This window comes from Bradyrhizobium sp. 35, assembly GCF_023073215.1.
Taxonomy (GTDB): Bacteria; Pseudomonadota; Alphaproteobacteria; order Rhizobiales; family Xanthobacteraceae; genus Bradyrhizobium; species Bradyrhizobium canariense_D.
On record NZ_JADPJC010000010.1, the window covers coordinates 110299 to 137112 of the forward strand.

Genomic DNA, 26814 nt, shown 5'->3' on the forward strand with positions numbered 1-26814 from the left:
TAGCCCGTATGGAGCGTAGCGGAATACGGGGAGCCCCAGGCGAGAATCCCGGATTACGCTGCGCTCCGTCCGGGGCTACAGGGCTCGCGAGACTTTATCGCAACAAACCGCCACTGTAACGGACCGCATAGAGCGGCACGCCATCCTGCCGCGCAATCGTCTCGACACCGTGGAAACGATCGAGCGCGCCCTCGACCTCGTTTCGATAAATCATGCCTGCCTGCTCGAACAGATGCGGGCCCCGAAACGGATACTCGACGCTGACATCCAGCAACGCCTGACCCAGGAATTTGTAGATTGCGAGGAAGATGTCTCGATCCGTGATCTCCGCACGGACGCCACCGCTGTAGCTCATCGACCAAACGACGCGGTCATCCCGGGACACGGTTTCTTGGCCAACGAAAAACCCCATCCCGAAATAGATATCGCGATAGGCATAGGTGCCGCACGATGCTCGAGCTGCTTTGAGCCTCTGAGCAGCGGAGCGGCGGTGGCGTCGTCGCCCATCCCCGCATAGGTATGGCGCTTGGCTTCGACCAGGAACGCTGCGAGATCCCCGGGGATGGACGACATCGGTTATTCCACCAGTTCCGGCCACGGCACGATGGTCGACTTCACCGTCTTCATCGCCATGGCATCCCTGACCGCCTGTGCGACGCCTTCTTCCGTGAACGGATAGATTGTCTGCATCTTCAGCCAGGGATATTTGCCCGCCGTGCGATGGAGCATGTCGACGCCGAGCGGCAGATCGTTGGCGGTAAAACCCCAGGAGCCCAGCACGTTGATATCCTTGGTGCAAATGCGGTGCCATGAAGTCTCGATCGAGCCGGCGTCGGTGAACTGGCCCATCTCGACATAAGTGCCACCGTCGCGCAGCATCTCGATGCCTTCGGGGCCGGCGGAGGGATGGCCCGAGCAATCCATCACCAGATCGGCGCCGAAGCCGCCGACGATGTCGCGCACGCGCGCGATGCGTGCCTCGGGCGATTTGATCTCCTCGATGTTCACCGTCGCCTCGGCGCCGAACTCGCGCGCGAGCTTGAGCCGCGGCTCCTCCGGCGCCCCGACGCAGATCACGCGCCCTGCTCCCATCTCCTGCGCGGCGGCGACCGCGAGAATGCCGATCGGGCCCGAGCCCTGGATCACCACAGTGTCGCCCCAGGAAAAACCGCCGGCGCGGCTGGCGCGATTGAAGGCGCGGATGCAGGACGTCAGCGGCTCCGACAGCGCACCCAACCGCAGCGACATGTCGTCAGGCAATTTGTAGATCTTGGTGCCCGGCAGCATGTCGAGATCGACATAGACATATTCGGCCCAGCCGCCCCACATGTGAGGCGCCTTGTCGAAGCCGAGATAGCGGCCGTAATAGACCGGCGTCAGGCATTTGTTGGCGGTCAGGGGATAATGGATGCAGTAATAGCAGCTGCCGCAGGGCATCAGCGGCGGGATCATCACTTTTGATCCGACCTTGAGCGGCTTGCTCATGAAGTCCTCGGTGAATTCGTCGCCGCATTCGACGATGATTCCGCCGAGCTCGTGGCCGAGCGTGAACGGCCATGGCAGCGGCTTCGGCCAGTGCCCTTTCAGGATGTGCAGGTCGGTGCCGCAGACGCCGCACGCGCCGACCTTGATCAGCGCGGCCTTTTTGCCGACCTTCGGCCACGGCACGCTGCGGATGACGGGCTCGCTGCCCGGCCCTGCGTGGGTGCAGACGCGGATCTGGTCCATGGCGTGTCCTCGATGCCCGTCTGTTATGATTGATTGGTGCGGGCTGAAGCGAAGCGTATGTGAGATGCGCGCTGGTGCCAAGCCGCGGTCTCGTAACCCGCATGAGCGAAGCGACATGCGGGGCCAGCATTCCCGGATATCGCTTCGCTCATCCGGGCTACGGGACCCTGGTCTCCACACACCCAAGTGCCTTGAGCGCTCGACGGCGAACGTGTAGGCACGGCGCCAAAGTCCCACCCCAGGTGCCCGCTTGAACCCCCTCCCTCAAAATCCCGTGGTCGCGTCCGGCTCGTTCGCAGCGATGAGGTCGGTGCCCTACCGGCTCCAGTTCATCGCTTACGTGCTGGCGATGATGGCCGACAATATCGAGCATGTGATCAGCTATTGGGTGGTGTTCCAGAAATTCCATTCGCCGGCGTTGGCCGGCTTTGCGGTGCTGTCACACTGGCTGCCGTTCCTGCTGTTCTCGGTCGCGGTTGGCGGACTGGCCGACCGGGTCGATCCGCGCCGCATCATCCAGTGCGGCATGCTGCTGTTCATTGTTGCCTCGGCCGGATGGGGTTTCTTCTTCATCACCGACGCCATCGAGATGTGGCACGCCATGCTGCTGCTGGTGGTCCATGGCTGCGCCGGCGTGTTGTGGCAGACGCCGAACCAGCTTTTGCTCTACGATCTCGTCGGTCCCGCTGATCTTCCGAGCGCGGTGCGGCTGAATGCGATGGCGCGCTATCTCGGCATTCTGGTCGGACCTGCCGTCGGCGGAATCATCATGCTGACGCTCGGCACCTCGCACGGCATCATCTTCAATACGCTGTTCTATCTGCCGATGCTGCTGTGGCTGTTCTGGGCGCCGGTGCGGGACAAGAGTGTCGCGATGCGGCGCTTCGCCGTGCGCGGCCTTGCCGACATCATGCTGACCATCCGCGCCATCGGCACGCAGCCGGTGCTGACGGCGATGACTTGGCTTGCCGGCCTCACCTCCTTCATGATCGGCAATGCCTATCACGCCCAGATGCCGGGCTTTGCCGGCGATCTCGGCCACGGCGATCCCGGAATCTCCTACAGCGTGCTGCTCGCGGCCGATGCCGCCGGCGCACTGCTCGCCGGCATCGCGCTGGAATCCTGGGGGCGGCTCAAGGGCACGCCGCGCACCGCGATCATGCTCGCCATGCTGTGGAGCGTGGCGCTGCTCGGCTTCGCCTCGGTGCGGATCTATCCGGTCGCGATCGTGCTGTTGTTCTTTGCAGGCTTCTTCGAGCTGTCGTTCAATACCATGGCGCAGGCGCTGGTGCAGTTGAACGCGCCGTCCGACATTCGCGGTCGCGTCGTCGGCCTCTACAATATGGCCGGGCTCGGGATGCGGGCCTTCAGCGGCATCACGGTCGGGCTGTTCGGTGCGGCGATCGGCATTCACTGGTCGCTCGGGCTCTCAGCCGCAGTGCTGCTGGCGCTGCTATGTCTCCTCTATGGGCGCGCGACGAGGAAGACGGCCGGTTGACTCCGGCGTCTCCCCACCGCACGCTCGATACAGGGTTTGGGGAGATGAAGCGTTGCGCAATCGCTGGGGCATACTTGCGATCCTGTTCGTCGTTCGCCTCACCATCGCATTCCAGTTCCAGAGCGTGGCCGCGGTCGCGCCGCTGCTGCAGCAGGGCTTCGGCGTCGGGCTCGCCGATATCGGCATCCTGATCGGACTCTATTTCACACCGGGCATCGTGCTGGCGCTGCCGGGCGGCGCGATTGGCCGGACGCTTGGCGACAAGCCCACCACGATCGTGGCGCTGCTGCTGATGACGGCGGGCAGTCTCGTCATGGCCACCACCGACGTCTGGGGCTGGCAGATGGCGGGCCGGCTCGCCTCCGGCGCCGGCGGCGTGCTGCTGACCGTGCAGCTCACCAAGATGGGCACCGACTGGTTTGCGGGGAAGGAGATCGCTACCGCGATGGCGATCTTCGTCAACTCCTGGCCGGCCGGCGTTGCGATCTCGCTGCTGGTGCTGCCGGCGATCGGCACGGCCTATGGCGCGGGCGCCGTGTTCCTCGTGGCCGGCTCGCTCACCGCGATCGGCATTGTGCTGATCACGTTCTACCAAGCACCGCCGGGAGCAACCGCCAGCGCGGCCGGCTCCGGGCGGCTTGATCCGCTCGCGCTTCTGGCGGTGATCGTCGCGGGCGCGATCTGGGGCCTCTATAATGTCGGCTTCGCCATGATCTTCTCGTTCGGCCCCTCGCTGCTCGCCGAGCGCGGCTGGAGCATTGCCGCGGCGGGATCGGCGATCAGCCTCGTGATGTGGCTGTCGGTGATCTCGGTGCCGGCAGGCGGTTATCTCGCCGATCGCTTCAAGCGGCCGTTCGTGCTGGCTATCGTGGCCAGCCTGGTGGTGGCCGGGCTGCTGGCCTGGCTGACCCGGTCCGACGCCGTGATCACGATCCTCGTCCTGATCGGCCTGATCGGCGGCCATCCGGCCGGGCCGATCATGAGCCTGACCGCCCGCGTGCTCGTGCCGGAAACCAGGGCGATCGGGATGGGCGTGTTCTACACTCTCTTCTATGCCGCGATGATGCTAGGACCGGCGGTGGCGGGCCGGCTCGCCAAATCGGCCGGCACGGCCGCGGTCGCGCTCGACCTCGGCGCGCTGACAGTGCTGGCCTGCCCGCCCCTGATGTGGCTTTTCGAACGCATTGTGTCTGTTCGTCATCGCCGCGCCCGATCCTAACGCGGCATTAACCCTGTGCACCTTAGGGTCGTCCCGGACTCCGCCAGGCGGGGGGGCGGGTTGTGAAAATGGCGTTGGCGCACAAAAGATTTCTTCCGGCCGCCGAGGAACGTCGGCGTTTCCAGCGGGTGAAGGTTCACCTGCTCGGCCGCTACATGCTGCCGGACCGCCGTGAATTCCCCTGCCAGGTGATCAACATGTCGCCGGGCGGGCTGGCGCTGCTGGCCCCCGGCATCGGCAATGTCGGCGACCGCGTGGTCGCCTATCTCGACCATATCGGCCGCGTCGAGGGCAAGATCACCCGCATCATCGACAATGGCTTCGCCATGACGGTCGGTGCCACGCCGCGAAAGCGCGACAAGCTTGCGGCACAGCTGACCTGGCTCGCCAACCGCGACATCCTCAATTTGCCGGAAGACCGCCGCCACGATCGTATCGTGCCGCGCAATCCGATCGCGGTGCTGACGCTCGAGGACGGCACCAAGATGACCTGCCGCATCATCGACCTCTCGCTGTCGGGCGCCGCCATCGCCGCGGAGAACCGCCCCCCGCTGAAATCGACGGTTCTGCTCGGCCGGGTGCAGGGCCGCGTGGTCCGAAACCTCGAAGATGGCTTCGCGCTCGAGTTCATGCATTCCCAGCCAATTGAAACTCTCGAAGAGAGCGTTACCGCGCGGTAAAGCGCGAAGGCACCAAAACCACTGCATTTCCAGTACTGAAGGCGGCCTCCGCGATGCGGACGCCGCCTTTTTCATGGGTGGCGTCGAGGCTCGCGCGGGTTAACGCGGAGGCTGCGGGAGCGTGCAAACAACGGTTCCGCCAGCGTTTCCGCGTTAACCCATAAAATTTGAATCAATTGCAGTCATATCGAATTTTATTCAAGTTTGACTCAAGTATAGATCGAATTCGCCGCGTGTTTTACTTGCATTCGTCTCGACTTGACTTGACTGACTTAGCGGCAACTCAAAAGCTGCCTGCGCAATGTGGTCCCAACAAGAAACGGGGGCCGCAATGTTTGATTTCAGGGGACAGGGGAAGGGATTGGCGCTCGCCGCCATGCTCTTCGGAATGAGCGCGGCAGCGCAGGCCGGCGAAGGCCGTCTGCTTTACGCAAGCCTCGGCGACACCACGCGTGCGCCGATCGGCTGGGTCGAGTTCTGTGCAGACAATGCCGCTCAGTGCCAGGGCGCACCGACGCAACCGCGTGACATCGTGATGTCGCAGGCTGCATGGCGCGACCTCGTCAAGGTCAATCGCTGGGTCAACGAGACCGTCAAGCCTTTGACCGACCAGGAGCACTGGGGCGTGATCGAAAAGTGGTCGCTGCCGTCGGACGGTTACGGCGACTGCGAGGACTACGTGCTGTTGAAGCGCAAGATGCTGATCGATGCCGGATGGCCGCGCGAGGCCCTGCTCATCACCGTCGTGCGCGACAAGAAGGGCGAAGGACACGCGGTGCTGACGGTGAAGACCGACAAGGGCGAGTTCGTTCTCGACAATCAGAACGAGAACGTCGTTGCCTGGACGGAGACCGGCTACCGCTTCGTCAAGCGCCAGTCGCAGAGCGATCCCAATGTCTGGGTCTCGCTCGGCGACACCAAGCCGGCGGTCTCCACCGCCAGCGCAAGGGATCAGTAGAGACAAACGAAAGAGATACGCGACCCGGTCACATCCCCACCCCTCCCCGTCCCAGACCGGTTCGCGCGCGGCCAGCCATCCCCCAATGGCTGGCCGCAACTTTGCCGGCCCCAGGAAAACCGCCAAATTCCTTTGGAATCAAAGCGGCCTAGCCGCGTCGCTGAAGACGTCTCGGAACGTTTCGACACGGAACATTCCCCAAACGTGACGTGCCGACACGGGGAAAAACGGGGGAATTTGTTCTCTCTGCGTTCCCATGCACAATCGGTCGATGTCGGTACTTGATTGGCGGAGAACCGCACCCGACGACTACGCCGCTTTCTGGAACGAGTTAACGATGGACTCGATCTTCCGCTCGGTCGGCATTGGTGGCATCGACGGCCGGTCGTAAGCCACAGCGTATCGAGCGCCGCGGCGGCGCCCGCAGCCTCGCCGAGGCCAAGGCCCTCTTCCAAACGGCAAGGATCTGCACGGCCGGATCGGCTACGTCACAACAAGCCACGCTTGATCCAGAGCCGACGCCGGCCGTGGCGCAAGGCCGGAACGAATCGTCCCTGAAGGCTCGAACCGGTAATCTTGCTCCTGAAGACAGCAAAGCCCTCGGCAGTCTCCCGCCGAGGGCTTTGAGGAGCTCTCGGCAGTTACCTGCCAAGAGCTCCCGTCTTTGTTGTCTAGAGCGAGCTTACCAGTTGCGCTGAGCGCGGAGGAGCAGGGTCACAGTGCCCTGATTCCGTTTTGTATGGCTAACTGTCAGTGCAATCTTTTTCGGCTGATCTCAATCAGTTCGGCATGACGACGGAGCGCCGCATCATAGTCATGGTACAGGCGCCGCACTGTGATGTTTTCCTTTTCACAGCAGGTCGTTTCGAACAAAAGCGGCCCATGGTCCATTGCGGCAGACCGGCCGCTTACATCGAAACCCAGGAATCTCGTCAAAAGCTGCTCAGGCCCTATGACGTCCAGGCGCAACTGGACACAATCAGGGTTCGCTTCCAGCCAAGCCTGCATGGCTTTCTGCGCTTCTAAGTCATTACCGAGATAGACCGGCAACTTGCCTTCCAAGACATAGAACCCCGAATGGAAAGATGATCATTGCGACCGTTCGTTCTTGTCCTATTCGTCGATCTGCAACCGCAACCGGCAGCGCGCAAAACAGCGTTCAAGCTGCTGCAAAAGCTCTATGGTGTGCAACGTCGCCGCCTCCCCCATTTCCTTTTTGATCGCGGCGCGGATGGCGCTTCTGCTCTCGTCGAGAGCGCCCAGCTCCTTCAGTCCCTTCGGGGTCACGGAAAGATACACCAATCGCTTATCGGTGCTCGAATTTTTCCGACGGATTAGACCGAGCTGTTCCAACCGTCTCGATTGGTTGACGACAAACGAGGAGTTCACCCGCATTGCTTCAGCAACGGATTTCACTGGCAGACCACCGTGCTCATGGGCTTCTGCAACAATGACGAACATGTTCCATTGCGGCACCGTAAGGCTCAGCGCGCTTGCCCATTTGGCCTGAACCTCGGAAATCAAGAAGTCGAGGGATCGAACCACCCGTACGATTTGTTCAACCACCTCTGGTCGCTGCGGGTGATGGACCTGATCGAGAGCCATAACTTCCACCATCTATCAACAATACAAGAAACCCCCGGCAGTTTCCCGCCGAGGGCTCTTGGAGGTTGGTTATTTAGACCGAACTTACCAGTTGCGCTGAGCGCGGAGCAGCAGCGTGAAGCTGTCCTGATCCTTCAGCTCGTAGCTAGCCAAGGGCTTGGCAACGTTAGCGGCCGGCGCAACAGCAACCACACCAGCATACTTCTGATCCACACGCGTCCAGTTGACGTCGGCCGAGAACGTGAGGTTCTTCACCGGGGTCCAGCGAGTGATCAAACCCACTTGGCCGACGTTGAAGTCAGGGTTACACGAGGTAACGCCCGGCACCGCGAAGAAGCCGGCGAAGCCGCCACCACCGCAAAGGAAGTTCTTGGCAAGCGATCCGAACGATGCATGCGCATAGGCACCATAGATGGCGGTGTTCCAGTAGGGATCCCAGTTATGGGTGTACGCACCACGGAAGCCCCAGGTCTTGACGCTCTCCTGGCTCGAACCGGGGACGTACACCGTGTCAGGCGCATTAGCGAAGCCGACGCTCTGGTACGCAGTGCCCGAACCACCAAACATGGAGTACGAGCTACCCGCCAGGTTCTGGAAGTTGTAGCGGGTTGCACCGTCGGTGTAGACGCCCGACACGTTGATCACGTCACCCGCACCAGTCGGGATGTTCTTGATCGACAGAGCGAGCTGAACCGCCCAACCCCACTTGTCGTCGGGGTGGCCAGTCGTTTCGTCTGCGCCGTAATAAGCAACGTGGTTGTCATGCGCGGCAACCGACGCCTGGAACAGACCCCAAGCCTGGTCGACACGGACCATACCGACGAGGTTCGGCGAACGCGAGCCGCCGATGGCGTTAGCGCCGTAGGAACCACCGAGGACGCCGGCAGTAGTGATGCCGAACAGATTGAGGTTGCCAGCCTGATAGTAGGCTGTCGCATCTTCCGCCGAGAACGACGCCGTGATGCCCTGACCGAAATCAGCGGTGTAGGTGAACTGGTTGACACCAGTGACCGTGCCGCTGCCGCCGACGAGGCTGTCGATGTTGTTACCGGGATAGTTGGTCCAGGGCGCGTCGAACTGCGACACGGCCTTACCCATCGTGAACCCAGCGAACTGGATGAAGGCATAGTACACGCCGAGCGAGCCGCCCGAGGTGCCGCCGTCAGTCGGGTTGATCGTGGCGGTGCCAGCGGTCGTAGCGCTGTAGCCAGTCGTGCCGAAGGCCGAGCCGGTACCGACATAGCTACCAGTCGTCCAACTGAACGTCGCATCGAAGAACGTGCGGACGACGCCGTATTCGGTAGCGGTGCGCGTGTCGATGTTGAGGTCTTCACGAGCACGCATCGTGTAGTAGTTGCTCAGGCGATTGTGCGCACCAGCGGGAGCGCCGTTCGAAATGCCGTAGACGCTGTTGGTGCCCAGCGCGACTTCAGCGCGCAGATAACCACCCAGCTTGATGCAGGTGTCGGTGCCGGGGATGTAGTAGAAACCCGCACCGTACAGGGAGCAGATCTTCACGTATTCGACCGCTTTGGCCTTTACGGGAAGATCAGCCGCTTGCGCTCCGCCAACAGCGAGCAGACCCGCCGCGGAACCGAGCAAAAGGCTCTTAACCAACTTCATGTTAAACCTCCAAGTTTGCCATAGGGAAGGTTCCGGATCCGCTGGGTGAAGACACCCTAAGGTTGGTTCCCTTGTCCCTTAAATTCACCGCTTAGTCGCTTCGCGCCTTCGGACACACCCGCTGAACGCGAGGGACTTAAGCGAACCACCTAAGACGGGACGACCTCGGGATGCCCCCCTCCGTCGCTCAGTCACCATGATCGATGGTCCGTGCACACACAACAAGAGAACGCTCCGAAATGGGCCGTGAAAGCTTGTTTTCAGACAGGTGTTGCACAAAAATCACGCAACTTGCCGAAGCTGATTTCGGCCTAAGTAGTTGCAATTTCTTTACTTTCGATCGCTCACAGCTGCGTGAGTACTTCGTGTGAGGACGGGTTCACCCGCGGGAACATGCTCCTCCAGTGCGCTTGTAGGTGGGAATCGATTTGCACTTAAGGACGAATCGAGTGTCCGCTTCGCTTGCGCGTCCACCTACTCGGGACCCAGGATTCTATGTCTAAGGTGAGCAAAAAGATCTCAGCGGCGCCAAGTTGGCTCGGCCTCACTGACGACCGGTTGTCTTTCGTGTTTCTGCCGGACCGAGCCGAAACCGTGCGAAAGATTTTCGAACTCGCGATCGGCGGGATGGGCAGCTACGCCATCGCAAATTATCTCGACGAACTAAAGGTGCCCACCTTCACCCGAGCGCTCAGCTGGGACAACACCACCATAGATTCGATGCTCAGGAACCGGGCGACCTACGGTGAGCACCAGCCGAAATCCTTCGCGGCAGGTCATAAGAAGGGCATCCCGAGCGGCCCTCCAATTTCCGGCTATTACCCTGCAGTCGTAGACAAGGTCACTTTCGATGCTGCCCAAGCAGCACGCCAACAGAATCTGGCGCATCGTGGACGAAAAGGAAATGATCTCGCTAACATCTTCGGTGACCTATGCTCGTGTGCCTATTGCGGCAGCAAAGTCATATTCCATCGGATTTCGAATGTGCAGGTCCTCGTATGCGAGCAAGTCTTGAATGATGGCGCCTGCAGCCGCTCCGCCTGGACATACAAAGACTTTGAAATCACCGTCCTTGCTTTTCTGGCGCATCCGGCATTGCTCGACCATGCAAGCTACGAGCTGAAAGCAGGGCTGCTCGATCTTGTCGAAGAAATCAAAGGCCTCTCTTCCGACGAGGGGCGACGCTATGCGCGAAGAGTGAACATCACAGTTCTACTCAAGCGGATTGTCGCTGGCCTCTTAATTCACAGTGCAGGAAGTCTCACGCTGCCTAGACATTCCTCGGCACAGATCCGGAAGGACATCGCAGGGAGGTTTCTCGAGATTCAGATGCAAGGGGGGCCATCGTACCCTTGCATCTCAATAGGGTAATCAACTCGCGGGCAGGTGGCGCCACCTGGTGTCGATGAACGATGGGTACTCGCCAACGAGGCCCCCGCGGATCGTTCGCTGCAGGCGCGCAAGTGCCCGCAGCCTTTGGGTTTCCGGTAGCGAGCGCTCCGCGCTAGCGACTCATCAACGCGTGGGTGTCCGTCACCAAGCCCGGCCGCTGCACAAGCAGTGCTGCGACCGCGACCAGGAGCAGCATCGAGGCGACCATGATGGCGATCCACTTTCTATCATCCATCGGAGCCAATCCCGGCCGCGAGGTCTTGTTCCCCCATTCACGCGTCGAACTATGCAAGGCGACCTAGTCCACAGAGCTCGGTGAGCGGGAGTCCGCAGTGTGTGAAAAGCCGGCTCGCGTCCCGGAGACGGGGTGGTTGCGTTCTTCTTTTGGCCGCGCCATACCGATCCTTTCGACAGAATAAGGCCGTTGCGGCAATGTCCGATAAACCAGATGATACAGCGGCATCGGTATGGACGACCGATGTGAAAACGTTGACGTTGATCGGTCCTGTTTTAGCGTCAGCCCTGGCAGTGCTGTACGACGTAGGATTTTTCACAGGACTCCATATTGGTTTTTTCACCTTTTTCACTTTGAGCGAGCATCTATTGTTCGCACTACAAGCAATCCCGTTCGCGGCGCTCACCGCATATTCGGCAGGCGGGTTTTTTTTCGGGTCGTGGCTAGGCGCTAGGGACACAGACAAGTTGCTCGCGAAACTTCAAGCAGAGCCGGATTTGGAGAAGCGTCAGGCTTTGGCGGCACCTTACTTGGCTCGCGCCAGCAGTTTCGGCAATCGTACCAGCGGCAACCACGTCGCAAACCATCCGAATTCGCGTCGGTGCCGCTGGCGCCTTCACGTTCAACGGGTCGGGTGGAAGCCGGATTTTTGGCGGTGTTAATCGAACGACTCTCGTCGTCGAGGAGATCGTTGCGCCTTCAAGACGCTTGTGCACCAACACCAGACCCGTTCGATCCCAGACCAAAATCTTGATCCGGTCCGCTCGTTTCGCTGGCCTATGATCCGGACAAGGATTTCACGATCGTCGCGATGACGCCTTCGGGGCATCTGCCGCTGGTGGTCCATTCCGCCACCAATGCAAAGACGATCGAAGAGTTCGTCGCGTACGCACGTGGCAACAAGGTCACGGCCGGCTCGTACGGCATCGGCTCGTTCGCACATATTGCGATCGCCGAGCTCAACCGGCAATTCGGTCTCGACATTTCCATCGTGCATTACCGCGGCGAAGCGCCGATGTGGCAGGATCTGGCCGCGGGGGTGATCCAGGCGGCCGTCGGCAGCTATCAGGCTGCGCTACCGGTGCTCGATACCGGCATCGGCCGCCCGATTGCCGTGCCGACACCAGTGCGCATGAAGAAGCTGCCCGAAACCAAGACATTTGCCGAGCAAGGGGTCACGGGCAATGTTTTCCAGCTCATCAGTTTTACCGCGCTGGTGGCGCCCGCTGCGATGCCGGCAGACCGGATCGACATGCTCGCCAAGTTGATGGTCGAAGGCGGCAAGACGGAGCGCGTGCAGAAGCTGCTCGATGCCTTCGGCGTCGACCAGCCGGCCATGGATCGCGCATCCTCGATTGCGCTCTACGAAAAGGAAGGGCCGATCTGGCTCGAGTCGATCAAGACTCTCGGATTAGAGCCGCAATAGCCGCCGTCGCGCCCAGCCGGGTGCGGACGCGCCTCGTTGAGCTCAGACCCCGAGCACGTCCGCGAGTCGCAACTCGTCAGCGGCGGGATCCTTCAGAAACAGCTCGGCCTCGATCTCGTTCAGATGCGACAACATCTGCGCGCGCGCGGCCTCCCTGTCGCATTTGCGGATCGCGGAGACGATTCCGGCGTGATGATCGGTGCCGCAGGCCGGCGTGTCATGCCGGCGGTAGAGCAGGATGATCAGCGAGGACCGCGCGATCAGCTCCTTGAGAAAACCAAGATAGATGCTGTGGCCACTCATCTCGGCGACGAGTCGATGGAAGTCGCCGGAGAGGCGGACCGAAGCACGCGCATCGCCACGCAGCTCCGCCTCGCGCTCCTCGGCAAGATGCCGCTGGAGACGCCCGATCCAGGCCGGCGACACCGCGTCAACGGCGTGATCGACGATTGTCGGCTCGATCAGGCGGCGCGCCTCGAACACTTCGCGGGCGTCCGCAGGCGTCGGCCGCGCGACGAAGGCGCCGCGGTTCTTCTCGATGTTGACGATGCCCTCGTGCGCGAGCTGTTGCAGCGCGGTGCGAACCAGCGTTCGGCTTGCTCCGTAGATCTCGCCGATCTCGTCCTCGCCGAGTTTCGTGCCGGGCAACAGGCGATGCTCGAGGATCGCCGCAGTCACACCTTCCCGGATGCGGCTGACGCGATCGCTCGCATCTGGCGCGTCGGATTTCGGTCGGGACTTGACGGCCATGGGGGTGAGGACTCGATCGTCGACGAGGGCGTTGAATCCTAATCGACCAGCTGTATCCAATCACAGGCGAAACTTTATACAATCCGCGCCTGTTTTGTGTGCACGCAACTGCGAAGGCAGCGAACCGCCCAAGCCCGTGGGATTCGATCTAACGATCTGACTCCGCTGCACTGTTTTGGAATTCGGCCGGCCGAGAACGATTCAAGCGCGATTGGCATGGACCTTGCGGAGAGAGGCGCAGCATCGCCCTCGCCCCGGACACGCCATGGCCACTCCCGCCGCCCTCGAACTGGTCGCCGTCACCAAGCGCTACGACACGACGCTGGCGGTCGACACCGTCAATCTGAAAATCCCGGCCGGCACTTATTGTTGCCTGCTCGGCCCCTCCGGCTGCGGCAAGACCTCGACCTTGCGCATGATCGCCGGCCACGAGGCCGTCAGCGAAGGCGACATCATCCTGGGTCCGCAGAACGTCACGGATCTCGAACCCGCCAAGCGCGGCACGGCGATGATGTTCCAGTCCTACGCGCTGTTTCCGCACCTCACCGTGCTCGACAACGTGGCGTTTGCCCTGAAAATGCGCGGCATCGACCGGGCGACGCGGCACAAGCGCGCCGGCGAGTTGCTCGAGCTGGTGGCGATGACGCCCTATGCGGCCCGCCTCCCCGCACAGCTGTCCGGCGGCCAGCAGCAGCGCGTCGCGCTCGCCCGCGCGCTGATCACGGAGCCGCAGATCCTGTTGCTCGACGAGCCGCTCTCGGCGCTCGATCCGTTCCTGCGGGTGAAGATGCGGGGCGAATTGAAGCGGCTGCAGCGCGAGCTCGGCATCAGCTTCGTTCAGGTCACGCACGGCCAGGAAGAGGCGATGGCGCTGGCCGACCACATCGTGGTGATGAACCAGGGCAGGATCGAACAGCAGGGAAGCGCCCGCGACATCTTCCATCACCCCCGCACCGAATTCGTGGCGCGCTTCATCGGCGGTCACAACGTCCTCAGCGACGCAGGCAAACTCATCGCCGTGCGCGCCGATCAGCTCGGCATCGCGCCGTTCACTGACGGCGCCTTCGGCGCGCCCGCGCTACTGACCCAGACCGAGTACCAAGGCTCCTACATCGCCGTCTCGCTCACGCTCGACGACGGGACCGCCCTGTTTTCCCACCTTCCCGAGGCCGCCTTCGACGTCCACCAGTTCCGGCCGGGCGATCGCGTGCTGGCCATCTGGGATCCCGCCAAGGCGCAACGTCTGCAATAGCGCCGATCAATCACCGGAATGCGCAACAGAGGAGTGAGTGATATGACCGAAACGACCAGGAAGAAGGGCCTTAGCCGCCGCACGCTACTGAAGAGCACCGCGGGTCTCGCCGGACTTGCCGCGGGCTCCGGGGCCATCACAGGCTTTCCCTATGTAATGTCGGCCGAGCCGAAGGTGCTGCGCTATCTCGGCACCGCAGTGAACGAGGGTGACGAGATCTCCAAGCAGTGCCTGAAGGACACCGGCATCAAGATCGAATATATCACCGCGACCACCGACGACGTCACCAAGCGCGTGATGACCCAGCCGAATTCCTTCGACGTGCTGGACACCGAATATTTCGCGCTAAAGAAGATCGTGCCGTCGGGCAACATCCTTGCCCTCGACGCGAGGAAGATCAAGGAATTCGACAACATCACGCCGGTCTTCACCAAGGGCGTCACGCCCGGCGGCAAGAAGATCGGCGGCCAGGGCACCGCACCCTGGAAGGTGCTCTATCTCGAAGGCAAGGACTCCAAGAACTTCGCGACGTCTGCCACCGAGTTCGTCACGCTGATCCCGACCGTCTACAACGCCGACACGCTCGGCATTCGCCCCGATATCATCAAGCGTCCGATCAGCTCGTGGGCCGAGCTGCTCAACCCCGAGTTCAAGGGCAAGGCCTCGATCCTCAACATCCCCTCGATCGGCATCATGGATGCCGCGATGGTCGTGGAAGCCACCGGCAAGTACAAATATGCCGACAAGGGCAACATGACCAAGGAAGAGATCGATCTCACCATGAAGGTGATGACCGAGGCCAAGAAGGCGGGACAGTTCCGCGCCTTCTGGAAAGACTTCAACGAGAGCGTCAACCTGATGGCCTCGGGCGAGACCGTGATCCAGTCGATGTGGTCGCCGGCGGTGACGAAGGTCCGCTCGATGGGGATTGCCTGCACCTTCCAGCCGCTCAAGGAAGGCTATCGCTCCTGGGCCTCCGGCTTCTGCGTCTCCAAGGGCGTCTCGGGTGCGAAGCTCGAATGGGCCTATGAGTTCGTCAACTGGTTCCTGTCCGGCTATGCCGGCGCCTATCTCAACCGCCAGGGCTACTACTCGGCCGTGCTCTCCACCGCGAAGGCGCATATGGAGCCTTACGAGTGGGCCTATTGGATGGAAGGCAAGGCGGCCGAGAAGGACATCAAGGCGCCCGACGGCTCGCTGCTCGAGAAGGCTGGCGCCGTGCGCGACGGCGGCTCCTACGAGGACCGCATGGGCGGCGTCGCGTGCTGGAACGCCGTGATGGACGAGAACGACTACATGGTCCGCAAGTGGAACGAGTTCATCGCGGCGTAATCTGATGGACACGTCGGAGGACATTTTGCAACAGGCATCTCCGGACCTGGTCCGGGGATCGGAGACGGCGCGCCGCAGCAAAGCGGCGCGGCTGTCACCCTCCTTCATCTCCTGGCTCCAGGCCGGGCCGATGATGCTGGTGTTCCTCGCCTTCTTCCTGATCCCGCTCGTCTTCGTCGTCATCGTCTCGTTCTGGGACTACAACGAATACCAGTTGCTGCCGGCCTTCTCGGGCCGCGGCTACACCGACACGTTCGAGGGCTGCATCGCGCAGCTCCCCGATCTCTGCACCATCGCCAAGACTTATCTGAAGACGCTAAAGCTTTGTTTCCTCGTGTGGGTCATCACACTCTTCATCGGCTTCTGGGTCGCCTACTTCCTCGCCTTTCACGTCAAGTCGAAAACTTGGCAGATGGGACTGTCGCTGCTCTGCACGATCCCGTTCTGGACCTCCAACGTGATCCGCATGATCGCCTGGATTCCGCTGCTCGGGCGCAATGGCCTTGTCAACTCAGGCTTGGTGAAGACGGGGCTGATCAACCATCCCGTTGAATGGCTGCTGTTCTCCGAATTCTCCGTGGTGCTGGCGCTGGTGCACCTCTTCACCTTCTTCATGGTGGTGCCGATCTTCAACTCAATGGTTCGCATCGACAAATCGCTCATCGAGGCCGCCTATGACGCCGGGGCGACTGGTTTCCAGACGCTAGTCAACGTCATCATTCCCCTGGCAAAACCCGGCATCGTGATCGGCTCGATCTTCGTCATCACCATCGTGATGGGCGACTTCATCACCATCGGCGTGATGGGCGGGCAGCAGATCGCGGCCGCCGGCAAGATCATCGAGACGCGGGTGAATGCGCTGCAATTCCCGGCAGCAGCGGCCAATGCCGTGATCCTGCTCGTCATCACGTTCCTGATCATCACCATGATGTCGCGTATCGTCGACATCAAGAAGGAGCTCTAGAGCATGAAGGAAGGACGCCCGCGCTCTTTCTACGTGCTCGCGATCTTCTTCGCGGCCTACACGCTGTTCCTCTACGGCCCGATGATCGCGATCTATGTGCTGTCGTTCCAGGGACCGCAGGGCGGCCTCACCTTCCCGATGAACGGTGTATCGACTTTCTGGATCGCAAAATTGTTCCAGGGCACCGGCATCGTCGATCTCGGCGCCGCCTTCCGCCGTTCGCTGCTGCTTGGCATTATCGTGATGATCGTCACCGTCGTGCTGTCGGTCGCAGCGGGCATGGCGTTTCGCCGCAAGTTCAAGGCGCAAAGCATCCTGTTCTACTCCGCGATCGCGAGCCTCATCGTGCCCTCGATCATCACCTCGCTCGGCATCTCGCTTGAATTCCGCATCATCGACGATCTGATCAAGGCGCATTGGAACGAGAATTTCGAGACCTCGATGGGTCTGCTCACCTCGGGCCTCGGTGCACATCTGACCTGGACGCTGCCGTTCGGCCTTCTCATCATGTTCGCGATCTTCAATCGCTTCGATCCCAGGCTCGAGGAAGCCGCGCGCGATCTCGGTGCGACACCGTGGCAGGCGTTCCGTCATGTCGTGCTGCCGATCATCCTGCCCTCCGTGATCGGCATTGGACTGTTCGGCTTCACACTGTCCTGGGACGAACTCGCGCGTTCCAGCCAGGCGATCGGGGCGGTGAACACGCTGCCTCTCGATCTCCAGGGCCTCACCACCACCGTGACGAACCCCGACATCTATGCGCTCGGCACCGTGATCTCGGCCGTCTCGTTCACGGTGATCGCGCTTGCGCTTGGCACCATCCACATGCTCAACAAGCGACAGGCGGCCAAAGGCTCGGACGCCGGCAAAGGGCTTGTCTGAGAAGGGACTTGTCTGATCCGATGCGGCTTCACGTCGTCAATCCCAACACCACTGCGTCCATGACGGTGAAGATCGCCGCTGCCGCGCGCGCGGTCGCCCTGCCCGACACCGTGATCGATGCGCGCCAGCCCACGATGGGCCCGGTCTCGATCGAGGGATTTTACGACGAGGCGTTCGCGGTGCCGGGCATGCTCGGCTGCATCCGCGAGGCCGACCGCGACGGCGCGGATGCGCATGTCATCGCCTGCTTCGACGACACCGGCCTCGACGCCGCGCGCGCTGCGGCAAGGGCACCAGTGATCGGCATTGGCGAGGCCGGCTTCCACATGGCGAGCCTGATTGCCGCGCGCTTCGCCGTGGTGACGACGCTCGGTGTCTCCATCGTGCCGATCGAGCATAATTTGCGGAAATACGGCCTCGCCGAACGCTGCGCGCGCGTCCGCGCCGCCGAGGTGCCGGTGCTCGCGCTCGAGGAGCGCAACACCGATGCGCTCGCAAAAATCTCTACGGAAATCACGGCCGCGATCCGCGACGATCGCGCAGAGGCCATCGTGCTCGGTTGCGCCGGCATGGCCGATCTCGCCAATGAACTCGCCGCCACGCACAGCCTGCCCGTGATCGACGGCGTCGCCGCCGCGGTGACCTTGGCAGAATCACTGGTGCGACTGGGACTGAAGACCTCCCGGCTCGGGCCCTACGCGGCGCCGCGCTCGAAGACCTATTCCGGTCCGTTTTCGCTGTTTCAGCCCTGATCTCTGCCTCTGACGGGGGCACGGATGCCCTAAGGCATCCTGATTGTTGGTTTTTTTGCTCTTAGCCTCTTTTTGGTCCCATTCCTTGCCGACACGTAACGCTTTCGGGACGCCCCGGTAACCTCAGGTTGCCGGTCTTCGCCACTCACCAAGTTTCATTTGGGTTTTGTCAGCGATGATCGATCTCGCAGAGGACACACGGTCCCATCCCCTCTTTCGCCTTGGCGCCCAGCCTATCGCGCTGACCGCCGCCGCGCTTCTGCTCCTGATCGCGGGGGTGACCTCGATCGCGATCTGGCGTGCCTATACCGGTGCGGCCCCTGAGACCGACCGGGTGGTGGCGTCGCGGCAGCTGCAGGCTCGCACCGCACAGGCATCCGAGCAGCTGGTCGAGAAGACCAAGGGGCTGGAGGCAACCCAGCAGGAATCGATTGACCAGCTCCAGGTCGTGCAAGACCAGCTCCAGAGTGTGAAGCGCTTGCTCGCATTCCAGCAGGCCGACACCAAGCGTCTGTCCGAGCAGGTCACGATACTCAACGAGTCCATCGATGGCCTGCGGCAATCCTTTGCCAGCGCCCGGGCGAGCGAGGCGGAGACTCCCTCAGTTACCCGCAGGAAACCTGCACGGCATCGTGTCCATGCCAGTGCACGCAAGCGCTCGCGCGGTTGAGCAGCCGGCGCCGCCACCCTTAAATTTTTGGACTTGTGAACTGGATCACATTCGCCCGTGTGATTCCAAGCGATGCTCGCCGTTACCGGATGGCGTGAGCCGATTTCAATGTCCGGGGCTGGCAAGGTCGTTGACGGTATATTGCGTCAACGGCCTTGTTTTTTGACGGGTAGCGCCGCCTATTCGCAGACATCCACGGGGCGGATGCGCCAGCCCGCTGGCGTCATGACGCGCTTCCGCACAACGTAGCAGCCGCCATAACCGCCATCATCGTATCGGGTACCATAGTAATATGGATTGCCGTAATACGGTTGGCCGTAGCCGTAATACCCGCCGTAGTAACCTGCGCCGGCGATACCGGCACCGATGGCGACGCCTGGCCAGAAGCCACCGCCATGCCAGTGGCCGCCATGACCCCAGCCGCCACCACGGCCCCAGCCACCGCCGCCATGACCCCAGCCGCCGTGACCGCCCGCTTGTGCCGCCTGCGGCATCGACGACCCAACCGCCACCACAGCCAGCGCCGTCAACATCATCTTCCGTATCATCACTCGATCCTCTGCGTGGATACCCACCACGCTCCAAAGCAGGACCAAGCTAATCGGCTTGAGGCGTTCCTGACAGCCTCACTGTCTCACTTCCCCGCGAGCGTCAGCAGCCGCGGCAGATGCTCTTGAGCTTCTTGTCGAGCAGCCGGTTCTCGGCGTTGACGGCGGCGTCGGTGGACCCACCTGCGCCGGTCCCAGTGGTGACGCCGGGTGCATTCGCACCGGACGATTGGGCGGTCCCCAGACTGTTGGTGCCTGGCGCGGGAGCCGGAGAATTGGCGACACCTCCGGCCGATCCTGTGGAGCCGCCGGTGGCTTGCGCGAACGATGCGGCCGGCACCGGGACAAGGGCGAAGATCACGATCACGGTCTTGATTGAACGGGCTATAGGCAATCTGGCCATTGAAATTCTCCTTCGCCGATCAACCGCCGCAGCAAGGACCGGTTCCGGAACAAATGCCGTCGCATCAGCTTGAAACCGGGAAGGCGGGCACGATCACGCGCAAGCTGATCTTCTGCTCCGCAAACAGAAAGGCGCAGTCACGATGAACGATCGCGATGCTTTTGCAGAAGGCGAACGCGCGGCGCGTAAAAACATTCCGGCGGAAGCCAATCCGTACCAGGACGGTAGCGATGAGCATGCCCTATGGTCCGCGGGGCACGAGAAGGTCGCAAGCGCAATAGAAGCGCGCGAGTCCGAAGGAAGCTGAGTTCACCCGATCCGCTTGAGGCCCTTTGTGAAGCGCGGTCCATTGGCGACGTAGAACTTCGCAGCACTCCCCATCTTCTGCACCTGAGCATCGTCGAGCGTGCGGATCACCCGCGCCGGCGAGCCGATGATCAGGGACCGTTCGGGAAACTCCTTGCCCTCGGTGATGACGGAGCCGGCGCCGACGATGCTGTTGCGCCCGATCCTGGCGCCGTTCATCACGATTGAGCCCATGCCGACGAGTGCGCCCTCCTCGATGGTGCAGCCGTGCAGGATGACGTTATGCCCGACCGTACAGTTCCTGCCGATCTGAAGCGGAAAACCGAGATCGGTGTGGCAGGTCGAGCCGTCCTGCACGTTGGCGCCCTCGCCGATCTCGATCCACTCATTGTCGCCGCGCAGCACCGCGCCGAACCAGACGCTCGCGCCCGGCTTCAGGCGCACGCGGCCGATCACGGTAGCGGTCTCCGCGATGAAGTAGTTGCCGTCGGCGGGAAGGTCGGGCGCCTGCCCGTCGAGCTCGTAGATCGCCATGAGGGTCTCCTGTCGCGTCAGCCCCAGCCATAGCGAAACGGCGGCCTTGACGCAAAGGGCCGCCGCGCAGGCAGCCCTATAGCGCGCGCATCAGACCAGAACGCCGGCCGCGCGGAGCGTCATCAGGAAGAAGGTGCCGCTCATCATGCTCCAGAAGCCGGCGATGACGGTCGCCATCATCACGAATTCGACGCGGCGGCTCTCCACCTGCCTGCCGCGCAGAGTATTGCGCATGATGATGAAAGGCGCCGCGAACACCAGGAACGGAACCGCCGCGAAGGTCTTCGGCGCCACGCCGTCCTGCAACAGACCGAAGCCGGCCGGCCGCTGTGCGACCGTCTGGTATCCGCTCACGAGCGCTCCCGCGAGCGCGAAACCAATGCCGATCGAGAAGAATGTGTTGAGAGCTTCAGGTGTCATCGGAACAGTCCGCCCTTACGCAACGCGAGGTACCTTCCTGTGACAAAGAGTGCCGGTTAACGCTACATTATCCTTAAGGGAAGGTTAACGCCGCCAGCCGTTCCACGCAGGCCTCTCTCCCTTCCCTGCAGCCGGCCAACGCTCCGCGAAATCGCCACCACGTGGCATATTCGCCGCTGATTCGTCGGCCATCGGCCGACTTCCGGCTCATTCGCGCGGCTCATGACGGTGTTTTCGGCAATTTCCCCTCAATCTCCCCGGGTGCGCACCCGGGCCCACGTCGTCCCGATCGTGCTCGGCGGCATTGCCGCGGTGTGCGCCGTCGCGCTCGTCGCCTATTTGTTGTGGCCGACCTGGGGGCCGAGCGGCGCGAACGCCCCAGACAAGCTGCCGGTGAGCGTCGGCGGCACGCTGTTCAACCTGCCGACCAACGCGATCCGCATGAAGATCCAGCGCCACTCCGGACCGCAGGAGCGGATCGATCTCGACTTCCTGTATCCTTCGCTGGAGCCGCCGGGCGCGCCGAAGCACGTCACCGCCGATAGCGTGGATGCGGCGATGCAGCCGATCGACCGCATCTTCCTGTCGATCGCCGCGCATCGCGATGCGCTCTCGCCCGAGCAGCGCACCGCCACGATTTATCCACGCTATCTCGACCAGGCCGCGGCAATGCCTCAGGACGGGCTGACGATGCGGATATTCCGCGCTGACACGCCTTACGGCACCGAGGATCTCTATTCTGCCGCAAGTCCCGCGCTGACCGCGCGCTGCACGCGCGATGGTGCGACGCCCGGCATGTGCCTCGCCGAACGCCGCGTCGGCGGCGCCGACCTCACCTTCCGCTTTCCGCGCAGCTGGCTGTCGCAGTGGCGCGATACGGCGGAAGCGATGGAGAAACTGACGGCGCAGCTGCGCGGCCCGAAGGGCTGAACGCGACCGCGCGACCTGCGCCTCCAAAACAAAAACTGCGAAAACAACCCCATGCACAGTAGCCAAGCTCCTGTAATGCTTCGTATTTTTCGAAGTCAGCTTCGCGCGTATGGTGTCAGGATGGGGCGGCGGTGAAGCTGTTGCTCGTCCTTGCGAGCGAAGCGAAGCAATCTCGGCTACATTGCCTTTTCATCTCAATGCACGATGCCGTGCTCGTCCGACTCACGGCCGAACCGGCAGGCATCCGCGACAGAGGTTAGTCATGATTCTCCGTAGAAGTGACGGTGTGTGGCTAAATGAACCGCAGCGATGGGCGGCAGAGGGTGATGACCTGCGGATCCTCACGGACAAGGCCACGGATTTCTGGCGCGAAACCCATTACGGCTTCAATCGCGATAGCGGACATTTCCTGGGCTTTCCGACAGGCGAAGCATTCACCGCAGATTTGCGTGTTCAGGGCGATTTCCGGGCGCTCTATGATCAGGCGGGCATCATGGTGCGCCTCGACGCGCATCATTGGGTCAAAGCCGGAATCGAATTGTCAGATGGCCGCGCTATGCTCGCGAGCGTGCTGACAAACGGGCAATCAGACTGGGCGACAGCACCCTATGAGCATAATGCCAGCGACTTCTGGGTCCGCGCGACCATCGCCAACGGTGTCCTTCGTCTGCAGGTTTCGGCCGACGGCAAATCCTGGCCCCTCATGCGGCTGGCGGCGTTTCCTAAAGCAAACTCCTACCTTGTGGGACCGATGGCCTGCACACCCGAACGGGCGGGGCTAGAAGTCGTATTCTCGACGTTTCGTCTGACACCTCCCCTCGGAAAAGACCTGCACGACCTGAGCTGAACATCACCCTTGCAGAAATATGTTCTTGCAAGAAAGCAAAGGCATGGAGCCGCGCCCGCGCGGCCCCGTTGAGCGAGACGATCGCCGAACTATTCCTGGTCGACGAGGTCGTCCTCGAGGATCGCCATCTGGAATTGGAACGAGCGATCATCGTCCTCGTCGTCGACGAAGAGCACACCGATGAATTCCTCGCCGATATAGACCTCGGCGGAATCATCCTTCTTTGGCCGCGGCACGACGCGGATCTTGGGATTGCCGAATACGCGCTTCAAATACGCGTCGAGCTTCCTAACTTCCTTGACGTCCACGGCAAGTCTCCAATCGAAATCTGGGTTGGCGCGGGTTTTAGGACGAGCCGCGACCAACCGCCAGCATGAATTGCCAAAGAATTTTTGGGACGAAAGGGGCGGAAAATCCGCCCCTTCCGACAAGCTCGAAGGCCCGCCTCAGAGGCCCATCTCAGAGTCCCATGGCGTTGATCATCTGATCCATGGTGCGCGACGGCTCGGCACAGCCGGCTTCGCCGACGACCTTGGCAGGCACGCCTGCGACCGTCACGTTGTGCGGCACCGGTTTGACCACGACCGAGCCCGCCGCGATGCGCGCGCAATGACCAATCTCGATGTTGCCGAGGATCTTCGCGCCGGCGCCGATCAGGACGCCGTGGCGGATTTTCGGATGGCGGTCCTCGTTCTCCTTGCCGGTGCCGCCGAGCGTAACGCCATGCAGGATCGAGACGTCGTCCTCGATCAGCGCAGTCTCACCGCAGACGAAGCCGGTGGCGTGGTCGAGGAAGATGCCGCGGCCGATGCGCGCGGCGGGATTGATGTCGGTCTGGAATACCGCAGACGCCCGGCTCTGCAGATAATACGCAAAATCCTTGCGGCCCTTCAGATAGAGCCAATGCGCGAGGCGGTGGGTCTGGATGGCGTGAAAGCCCTTGAAATAGAGCAAGGGATCGATGAAGCGCGAGGTCGCGGGGTCGCGATCGTAGACGGCGACGAGATCGGCGCGGAAGGCGTTGCCGAGATCGGGATCGTCGCGCAGCGCCTCGTCATAGGTCTGGCGCACGAGATCGCCCGACAGCGCGGAATGATCGAGCCGGTCGGCGACTCGATGGATCACCGCATCTTCCAGGCGGCTGTGATGCAGCACCGTCGAATAGATGAAGGTCGCAAGCTCCGGCTCGCGATGGACGATGTCCTCCGCTTCGCCGCGGATCCGATCCCAGATCGGATCAAGCGTTGCAAGCTTTCCTCCCGGATTGACCTGATGCACTGCCATGAGATCTGCTCTTTCGAATTGGCTCGTTTCACTGGTTCTATAACACAGTCTAGGCGACAAAGTCCTGACGGGCTTGCCTGAGAGTGAACAGTGCGTTGTCCGGCGGGGGCATGCCAACGCGTTGAATCACAACAGTTTCTTCCGACACCCCGGGCCGCAAGGTCGGCTCAAAATGGTCAGGGTTTCGCCAAATTCAAGCCGGGCGGCGTCAAACTATTGGTGAATTCCGCCTCAACCGTTATTGCGGGCATGGTCCGAGTGAGGACGGAGCGGATTTGACCATCACCACCGATCATGTGCGCGCGGGCGCCGCGGGCTCACTCTGGCTGCGGCTCGCCGCCATCGCCTTGCCGCTCCTGTTGATCGCGCCGGCATTCTGGAACGGCTATCCGCTGTTGCAATGGGATACCGGAGGCTATCTGGCGCGCTGGTACGAGGGCTATCTCGTCCCGAGCCGCTCCACCGTGTTCGGCATCTATCTGCACTATGGCGAAAGTTCAGGGTTCTGGATCAACCTCGCGGTCCAGTCGCTGGCCACGCTGTGGCTGTTGCAGCTCACCTTGCGCGTGCTCTCGATGATGCAGACGTTCCGTTTCGTCGTGATCAGCCTGCTCCTGATCCTGTCGACTGCGCTGCCCTGGCTTGCGAGCATGCTGCTCACCGACATTTTTGCAGGCCTGTCGGTGCTGTCGCTATTCCTGCTGGTCATCGGTGGGCAGCGGACCTCGGCGCTCGAAAAGATCTCGCTGTTCGTTTTCACCGCCTTTGCCGCCGCGACCCACAGCGCCACGCTCGGCGTGCTGCTCGGGCTCTGCCTCGCCGGCTGGATGGCGCGGCCGTTGCTGGGGCGCCGACTTCCGATCGCCGGATTGGTCCAAGCGAGCCTCACCATCGTCGCCGGCGGCCTGATGCTGGTGTCGGCGAACCATGCCTTGTCGGGCAAATGGACGTGGACGCCCGGCGGCACCGGCGTCGCCTTCGGCCGCATGATGCAGGACGGCATCGTTGCGCGTTATCTCAATGACCATTGCCCACGCGAAAAACTCAAGCTCTGCCCCTATCGCGACCAATTGCCGGCGAGCGCCGACGAATTCCTGTGGGGCAAGAGCATGTTCAACACGCTCGGCCGCTTCGAAGGCATGAACGACGAGATGGGCAGCATCGTCGTGGGTTCGCTCGCCGACTATCCTGTCTGGCAGGCCGGCGCGGCGTTGCGGGCGCTGGGACGGCAATTGCTCCATGTGGCGACCGGCGAAGGCACCAATGGCTGGATCCCGCACACCCGCGGCATCATCGAACGTTATGTCCCCTCGCAGGCCGCGCCGATGCGCGCCGCGCGCCAGCAGAATTGGGGACTGGATTTCGACACCATCAACTGGCTGCACGTTCCCGTCGCGCTGGCCTCGATGCTGGCGCTGGTCGCGCTGCTGGCGCATGCCCTCGCGAACCGCCGGCTCGACGACCTGACCTTGCTGGCGGCGACCATCACGCTGGCGCTGCTCGGCAATGCCTTCATCTGCGGCGTGATCTCCGGCCCGCACGACCGCTACGGCGCGCGGATGGTGTGGGTTGCGACCTTCACCGTGCTGATGGCGCTGGCGCGCCGCCTTGGGGAAGACAGCAAAGCGCGGTGAGATTGGGGTGAAGCGCCATCGTGCCTGGTTTCGTCCGAGCAGCGATCGCGTTTATCCAGTAAGACCAGCGCATCGTTCGTTCTCAAGGGTGTTTGGAGCCCTTCATCGCCCCCGCAAATCGGCACACGCGGCGGGGCGGTGGCATGAGCACGACCAGCCGTTAGTCAGCCGGCTGCGTGAAAACGGACCCAAGTGCGAGACGGTCAGTGCCGTACAACCACTGAGGCGTTCCGCGGCTAGCTCTTTGTGCCGGTGCCGCCGGCACCGGAAGAATGATTTCGGAAGCGACCCTCCAGTCCTTCCCGACGCGAAGCCAGTTGCTGATCATGAGAAACGGCCTGGCTGTTCCATCTTGCCCCGCATAAGAGACGGTGATGGTCATCGGCACATAGGACTCGGCGACGTCGCGCGTCAGGCCGACAACCCTGAGCTTCGAAAAATCTGGCTCGAGTACGACCGGACCGGGCTACCGATATCATGCAGCTATTGATCAATCGCCGCGTTACCCCAAAAGCCGGCCCAGTTTCCCTCGGACGGGATCGCGCTCTTGGCCACCAAAAGGGCCGAGGGCGATTGCCAGAACATCCGATACAGAGCCTTGAAATCATGCTTGTTTGCCAATTCCATCAGCCTGCCGAACTTCGATTTGATTGCGCTGAGCGTCGCAGCATTCAGCGGCTCTCTGCTGACGGCGGGAGCAGACGCGGCAGACACGGTGGTAAGAGCCACAGCAGTGAGGGTGACAAGAAGTGACTTATACATGCAGGAATGTCCGTTCCAATGCGTCGCTCACATCATGACAACACTTGTTGCGTTTCCGCGATTGGAGGTGTTCACGTCCGTGAGCTGAAGTGTCGTCAGGACGTTTCAGCACTCTACGGATGCCTGGCTTAAAATGGTCGAGCGGGAGCGCGCGGGCTCCCGGCGCCACAGCGCCGGGAG

Annotated in this window: 30 protein-coding genes and 1 pseudogene; 16 read left to right on the forward strand and 15 right to left on the reverse strand. The window is 62.1% G+C overall.

Features of this window, described 5'->3' with window-relative positions:
* Nucleotides 1-94 precede the first annotated feature (94 nt).
* Nucleotides 95-412, reverse strand: a complete 318-nt coding sequence (locus tag IVB36_RS01190; RefSeq protein WP_247390264.1) for a DUF5680 domain-containing protein — start codon at nucleotides 410-412, stop codon at nucleotides 95-97.
* Nucleotides 413-576: 164 nt separating this feature from the next.
* The gene (locus tag IVB36_RS01195; protein WP_204511595.1) at nucleotides 577-1728 is read right to left on the reverse strand and encodes a zinc-binding dehydrogenase; all 1152 of its coding nucleotides are present in this window, start codon (nucleotides 1726-1728) and stop codon (nucleotides 577-579) included.
* A gap of 250 nt (nucleotides 1729-1978) precedes the next feature.
* Here IVB36_RS01195 and IVB36_RS01200 point away from each other — a divergent pair, with 250 nt between their 5' ends.
* From IVB36_RS01200 to IVB36_RS01215, 4 genes are all read left to right on the forward strand, one after another.
* Nucleotides 1979-3226, forward strand: a complete 1248-nt coding sequence (locus IVB36_RS01200) for an MFS transporter (RefSeq protein WP_256467205.1) — start codon at nucleotides 1979-1981, stop codon at nucleotides 3224-3226.
* A 52-nt stretch (nucleotides 3227-3278) separates the two neighbouring features.
* Nucleotides 3279-4445 (forward strand): MFS transporter, encoded by a 1167-nt coding sequence (locus tag IVB36_RS01205; protein ID WP_247390266.1) that lies wholly within the window; start codon nucleotides 3279-3281, stop codon nucleotides 4443-4445.
* Between the two features lie 68 nt (nucleotides 4446-4513).
* Complete coding sequence (locus IVB36_RS01210; protein ID WP_085396156.1) at nucleotides 4514-5125, forward strand: PilZ domain-containing protein; 612 nt, start codon at nucleotides 4514-4516, stop codon at nucleotides 5123-5125.
* 331 nt (nucleotides 5126-5456) lie between these two features.
* Nucleotides 5457-6083: a transglutaminase-like cysteine peptidase gene (locus IVB36_RS01215; RefSeq protein ID WP_026232931.1), complete on the forward strand. Its 627-nt coding sequence runs from the start codon at nucleotides 5457-5459 to the stop codon at nucleotides 6081-6083.
* A 750-nt stretch (nucleotides 6084-6833) separates the two neighbouring features.
* Here IVB36_RS01215 and IVB36_RS01220 read toward each other — a convergent pair.
* The 3 genes from IVB36_RS01220 to IVB36_RS01230 form a co-directional block, all read right to left on the reverse strand.
* On the reverse strand, nucleotides 6834-7133 hold the full coding sequence (locus tag IVB36_RS01220) for a hypothetical protein (protein WP_247390269.1): 300 nt from the start codon (nucleotides 7131-7133) through the stop codon (nucleotides 6834-6836).
* Nucleotides 7134-7196: 63 nt separating this feature from the next.
* Nucleotides 7197-7688: a MarR family transcriptional regulator gene (locus IVB36_RS01225; protein ID WP_247390271.1), complete on the reverse strand. Its 492-nt coding sequence runs from the start codon at nucleotides 7686-7688 to the stop codon at nucleotides 7197-7199.
* 84 nt (nucleotides 7689-7772) lie between these two features.
* Nucleotides 7773-9311: a porin gene (locus tag IVB36_RS01230; protein WP_247390273.1), complete on the reverse strand. Its 1539-nt coding sequence runs from the start codon at nucleotides 9309-9311 to the stop codon at nucleotides 7773-7775.
* A gap of 495 nt (nucleotides 9312-9806) precedes the next feature.
* Between IVB36_RS01230 and IVB36_RS01235 the strand changes: the two genes are divergently transcribed.
* Nucleotides 9807-10682, forward strand: a complete 876-nt coding sequence (locus IVB36_RS01235) for a recombinase family protein (protein ID WP_247390275.1) — start codon at nucleotides 9807-9809, stop codon at nucleotides 10680-10682.
* A 133-nt stretch (nucleotides 10683-10815) separates the two neighbouring features.
* Here the strand turns inward: IVB36_RS01235 and IVB36_RS40065 are convergent, their stop codons facing one another.
* On the reverse strand, nucleotides 10816-10938 hold the full coding sequence (locus IVB36_RS40065; protein WP_256467206.1) for a hypothetical protein: 123 nt from the start codon (nucleotides 10936-10938) through the stop codon (nucleotides 10816-10818).
* Between the two features lie 197 nt (nucleotides 10939-11135).
* Here IVB36_RS40065 and IVB36_RS01240 point away from each other — a divergent pair, with 197 nt between their 5' ends.
* Both IVB36_RS01240 and IVB36_RS01245 read left to right on the forward strand, forming a co-directional pair.
* Nucleotides 11136-11600, forward strand: a complete 465-nt coding sequence (locus tag IVB36_RS01240; protein WP_247390277.1) for a hypothetical protein — start codon at nucleotides 11136-11138, stop codon at nucleotides 11598-11600.
* Nucleotides 11601-11710: 110 nt separating this feature from the next.
* Nucleotides 11711-12364, forward strand: a complete 654-nt coding sequence (locus IVB36_RS01245; RefSeq protein WP_256467209.1) for a tripartite tricarboxylate transporter substrate-binding protein — start codon at nucleotides 11711-11713, stop codon at nucleotides 12362-12364.
* Between the two features lie 42 nt (nucleotides 12365-12406).
* Here the strand turns inward: IVB36_RS01245 and IVB36_RS01250 are convergent, their stop codons facing one another.
* Complete coding sequence (locus IVB36_RS01250; protein ID WP_085351121.1) at nucleotides 12407-13114, reverse strand: GntR family transcriptional regulator; 708 nt, start codon at nucleotides 13112-13114, stop codon at nucleotides 12407-12409.
* A 265-nt stretch (nucleotides 13115-13379) separates the two neighbouring features.
* On the opposite strand from IVB36_RS01250, the gene IVB36_RS01255 reads away from it, so the two are divergent.
* From IVB36_RS01255 to IVB36_RS01280, 6 genes are all read left to right on the forward strand, one after another.
* Nucleotides 13380-14366: an ABC transporter ATP-binding protein gene (locus tag IVB36_RS01255; RefSeq protein WP_085396144.1), complete on the forward strand. Its 987-nt coding sequence runs from the start codon at nucleotides 13380-13382 to the stop codon at nucleotides 14364-14366.
* Nucleotides 14367-14408: 42 nt separating this feature from the next.
* Nucleotides 14409-15698: a PotD/PotF family extracellular solute-binding protein gene (locus IVB36_RS01260; RefSeq protein ID WP_247390281.1), complete on the forward strand. Its 1290-nt coding sequence runs from the start codon at nucleotides 14409-14411 to the stop codon at nucleotides 15696-15698.
* A 4-nt stretch (nucleotides 15699-15702) separates the two neighbouring features.
* Nucleotides 15703-16662: an ABC transporter permease gene (locus IVB36_RS01265; protein WP_007602562.1), complete on the forward strand. Its 960-nt coding sequence runs from the start codon at nucleotides 15703-15705 to the stop codon at nucleotides 16660-16662.
* Between the two features lie 3 nt (nucleotides 16663-16665).
* Nucleotides 16666-17544 carry an ABC transporter permease gene (locus tag IVB36_RS01270; protein WP_085396140.1) on the forward strand — a complete coding sequence of 293 codons (879 nt, stop codon included), beginning with the start codon at nucleotides 16666-16668 and terminating at the stop codon, nucleotides 17542-17544.
* Between the two features lie 20 nt (nucleotides 17545-17564).
* Nucleotides 17565-18296, forward strand: a complete 732-nt coding sequence (locus IVB36_RS01275) for an aspartate/glutamate racemase family protein (protein ID WP_085361723.1) — start codon at nucleotides 17565-17567, stop codon at nucleotides 18294-18296.
* 175 nt (nucleotides 18297-18471) lie between these two features.
* Nucleotides 18472-18966, forward strand: coding sequence for a hypothetical protein (locus IVB36_RS01280; protein ID WP_018455336.1), 495 nt, complete (start codon nucleotides 18472-18474; stop codon nucleotides 18964-18966).
* Nucleotides 18967-19145: 179 nt separating this feature from the next.
* Here IVB36_RS01280 and IVB36_RS01285 read toward each other — a convergent pair whose 3' ends face one another.
* The 5 genes from IVB36_RS01285 to IVB36_RS01305 all read right to left on the reverse strand — a co-directional run bounded on the left by IVB36_RS01285 (nucleotide 19146) and on the right by IVB36_RS01305 (nucleotide 21177).
* The gene (locus IVB36_RS01285; RefSeq protein WP_247390282.1) at nucleotides 19146-19514 is read right to left on the reverse strand and encodes a hypothetical protein; all 369 of its coding nucleotides are present in this window, start codon (nucleotides 19512-19514) and stop codon (nucleotides 19146-19148) included.
* Nucleotides 19515-19617: 103 nt separating this feature from the next.
* Entirely contained in the window at nucleotides 19618-19917 is a 300-nt protein-coding gene (locus IVB36_RS01290; protein ID WP_247335619.1) for a hypothetical protein, read from the reverse strand.
* Nucleotides 19918-19981: 64 nt separating this feature from the next.
* The gene (locus IVB36_RS01295) at nucleotides 19982-20155 is read right to left on the reverse strand and encodes a hypothetical protein (protein WP_018455333.1); all 174 of its coding nucleotides are present in this window, start codon (nucleotides 20153-20155) and stop codon (nucleotides 19982-19984) included.
* Nucleotides 20156-20226: 71 nt separating this feature from the next.
* Nucleotides 20227-20757 (reverse strand): gamma carbonic anhydrase family protein, encoded by a 531-nt coding sequence (locus IVB36_RS01300; RefSeq protein WP_018455332.1) that lies wholly within the window; start codon nucleotides 20755-20757, stop codon nucleotides 20227-20229.
* A gap of 90 nt (nucleotides 20758-20847) precedes the next feature.
* Nucleotides 20848-21177, reverse strand: coding sequence for a hypothetical protein (locus IVB36_RS01305; protein WP_007602553.1), 330 nt, complete (start codon nucleotides 21175-21177; stop codon nucleotides 20848-20850).
* A gap of 222 nt (nucleotides 21178-21399) precedes the next feature.
* Between IVB36_RS01305 and IVB36_RS01310 the strand changes: the two genes are divergently transcribed.
* The gene (locus tag IVB36_RS01310) at nucleotides 21400-22107 is read left to right on the forward strand and encodes a hypothetical protein (protein ID WP_085351113.1); all 708 of its coding nucleotides are present in this window, start codon (nucleotides 21400-21402) and stop codon (nucleotides 22105-22107) included.
* A 262-nt stretch (nucleotides 22108-22369) separates the two neighbouring features.
* Nucleotides 22370-22954 (forward strand): DUF1349 domain-containing protein, encoded by a 585-nt coding sequence (locus IVB36_RS01315; RefSeq protein WP_026232925.1) that lies wholly within the window; start codon nucleotides 22370-22372, stop codon nucleotides 22952-22954.
* 89 nt (nucleotides 22955-23043) lie between these two features.
* Here IVB36_RS01315 and IVB36_RS01320 read toward each other — a convergent pair whose 3' ends face one another.
* Both IVB36_RS01320 and cysE read right to left on the reverse strand, forming a co-directional pair.
* The gene (locus IVB36_RS01320) at nucleotides 23044-23262 is read right to left on the reverse strand and encodes a DUF3126 family protein (protein ID WP_007602550.1); all 219 of its coding nucleotides are present in this window, start codon (nucleotides 23260-23262) and stop codon (nucleotides 23044-23046) included.
* 151 nt (nucleotides 23263-23413) lie between these two features.
* The gene (gene cysE / locus IVB36_RS01325) at nucleotides 23414-24238 is read right to left on the reverse strand and encodes a serine O-acetyltransferase (protein WP_007602549.1); all 825 of its coding nucleotides are present in this window, start codon (nucleotides 24236-24238) and stop codon (nucleotides 23414-23416) included.
* Nucleotides 24239-24513: 275 nt separating this feature from the next.
* Between cysE and IVB36_RS01330 the strand changes: the two genes are divergently transcribed.
* A complete protein-coding gene (locus IVB36_RS01330) occupies nucleotides 24514-25872 on the forward strand; it encodes a hypothetical protein (RefSeq protein WP_247390284.1) in 1359 nt (452 codons plus the stop codon).
* Nucleotides 25873-26032: 160 nt separating this feature from the next.
* Here the strand turns inward: IVB36_RS01330 and IVB36_RS01335 are convergent.
* A pseudogene (locus IVB36_RS01335) lies at nucleotides 26033-26634 on the reverse strand (hypothetical protein).
* Nucleotides 26635-26814: the final 180 nt, after the last annotated feature.

Coding starts and splice junctions, on each gene's coding strand:
- IVB36_RS01300 (WP_018455332.1), bottom strand. CDS start 20,757: ATGGCGATCTACGAGCTCGACGGGCAGGCGCCCGACCTTCCCGCCGAC.
- IVB36_RS01265 (WP_007602562.1), top strand. CDS start 15,703: ATGGACACGTCGGAGGACATTTTGCAACAGGCATCTCCGGACCTGGTC.
- IVB36_RS01190 (WP_247390264.1), bottom strand. CDS start 412: ATGGGGTTTTTCGTTGGCCAAGAAACCGTGTCCCGGGATGACCGCGTC.
- IVB36_RS01310 (WP_085351113.1), top strand. CDS start 21,400: ATGACGGTGTTTTCGGCAATTTCCCCTCAATCTCCCCGGGTGCGCACC.
- IVB36_RS01290 (WP_247335619.1), bottom strand. CDS start 19,917: ATGGCCAGATTGCCTATAGCCCGTTCAATCAAGACCGTGATCGTGATC.
- IVB36_RS01255 (WP_085396144.1), top strand. CDS start 13,380: ATGGCCACTCCCGCCGCCCTCGAACTGGTCGCCGTCACCAAGCGCTAC.
- IVB36_RS01225 (WP_247390271.1), bottom strand. CDS start 7,688: ATGGCTCTCGATCAGGTCCATCACCCGCAGCGACCAGAGGTGGTTGAA.
- IVB36_RS01295 (WP_018455333.1), bottom strand. CDS start 20,155: ATGCTCATCGCTACCGTCCTGGTACGGATTGGCTTCCGCCGGAATGTT.
- IVB36_RS01270 (WP_085396140.1), top strand. CDS start 16,666: ATGAAGGAAGGACGCCCGCGCTCTTTCTACGTGCTCGCGATCTTCTTC.
- IVB36_RS01305 (WP_007602553.1), bottom strand. CDS start 21,177: ATGACACCTGAAGCTCTCAACACATTCTTCTCGATCGGCATTGGTTTC.
- IVB36_RS01260 (WP_247390281.1), top strand. CDS start 14,409: ATGACCGAAACGACCAGGAAGAAGGGCCTTAGCCGCCGCACGCTACTG.
- IVB36_RS01230 (WP_247390273.1), bottom strand. CDS start 9,311: ATGAAGTTGGTTAAGAGCCTTTTGCTCGGTTCCGCGGCGGGTCTGCTC.
- IVB36_RS01275 (WP_085361723.1), top strand. CDS start 17,565: ATGCGGCTTCACGTCGTCAATCCCAACACCACTGCGTCCATGACGGTG.
- IVB36_RS01250 (WP_085351121.1), bottom strand. CDS start 13,114: ATGGCCGTCAAGTCCCGACCGAAATCCGACGCGCCAGATGCGAGCGAT.
- IVB36_RS01280 (WP_018455336.1), top strand. CDS start 18,472: ATGATCGATCTCGCAGAGGACACACGGTCCCATCCCCTCTTTCGCCTT.
- IVB36_RS01240 (WP_247390277.1), top strand. CDS start 11,136: ATGTCCGATAAACCAGATGATACAGCGGCATCGGTATGGACGACCGAT.
- IVB36_RS01315 (WP_026232925.1), top strand. CDS start 22,370: ATGATTCTCCGTAGAAGTGACGGTGTGTGGCTAAATGAACCGCAGCGA.
- IVB36_RS40065 (WP_256467206.1), bottom strand. CDS start 10,938: ATGGATGATAGAAAGTGGATCGCCATCATGGTCGCCTCGATGCTGCTC.
- cysE (WP_007602549.1), bottom strand. CDS start 24,238: ATGGCAGTGCATCAGGTCAATCCGGGAGGAAAGCTTGCAACGCTTGAT.
- IVB36_RS01195 (WP_204511595.1), bottom strand. CDS start 1,728: ATGGACCAGATCCGCGTCTGCACCCACGCAGGGCCGGGCAGCGAGCCC.
- IVB36_RS01285 (WP_247390282.1), bottom strand. CDS start 19,514: ATGATACGGAAGATGATGTTGACGGCGCTGGCTGTGGTGGCGGTTGGG.
- IVB36_RS01235 (WP_247390275.1), top strand. CDS start 9,807: ATGTCTAAGGTGAGCAAAAAGATCTCAGCGGCGCCAAGTTGGCTCGGC.
- IVB36_RS01215 (WP_026232931.1), top strand. CDS start 5,457: ATGTTTGATTTCAGGGGACAGGGGAAGGGATTGGCGCTCGCCGCCATG.
- IVB36_RS01210 (WP_085396156.1), top strand. CDS start 4,514: ATGGCGTTGGCGCACAAAAGATTTCTTCCGGCCGCCGAGGAACGTCGG.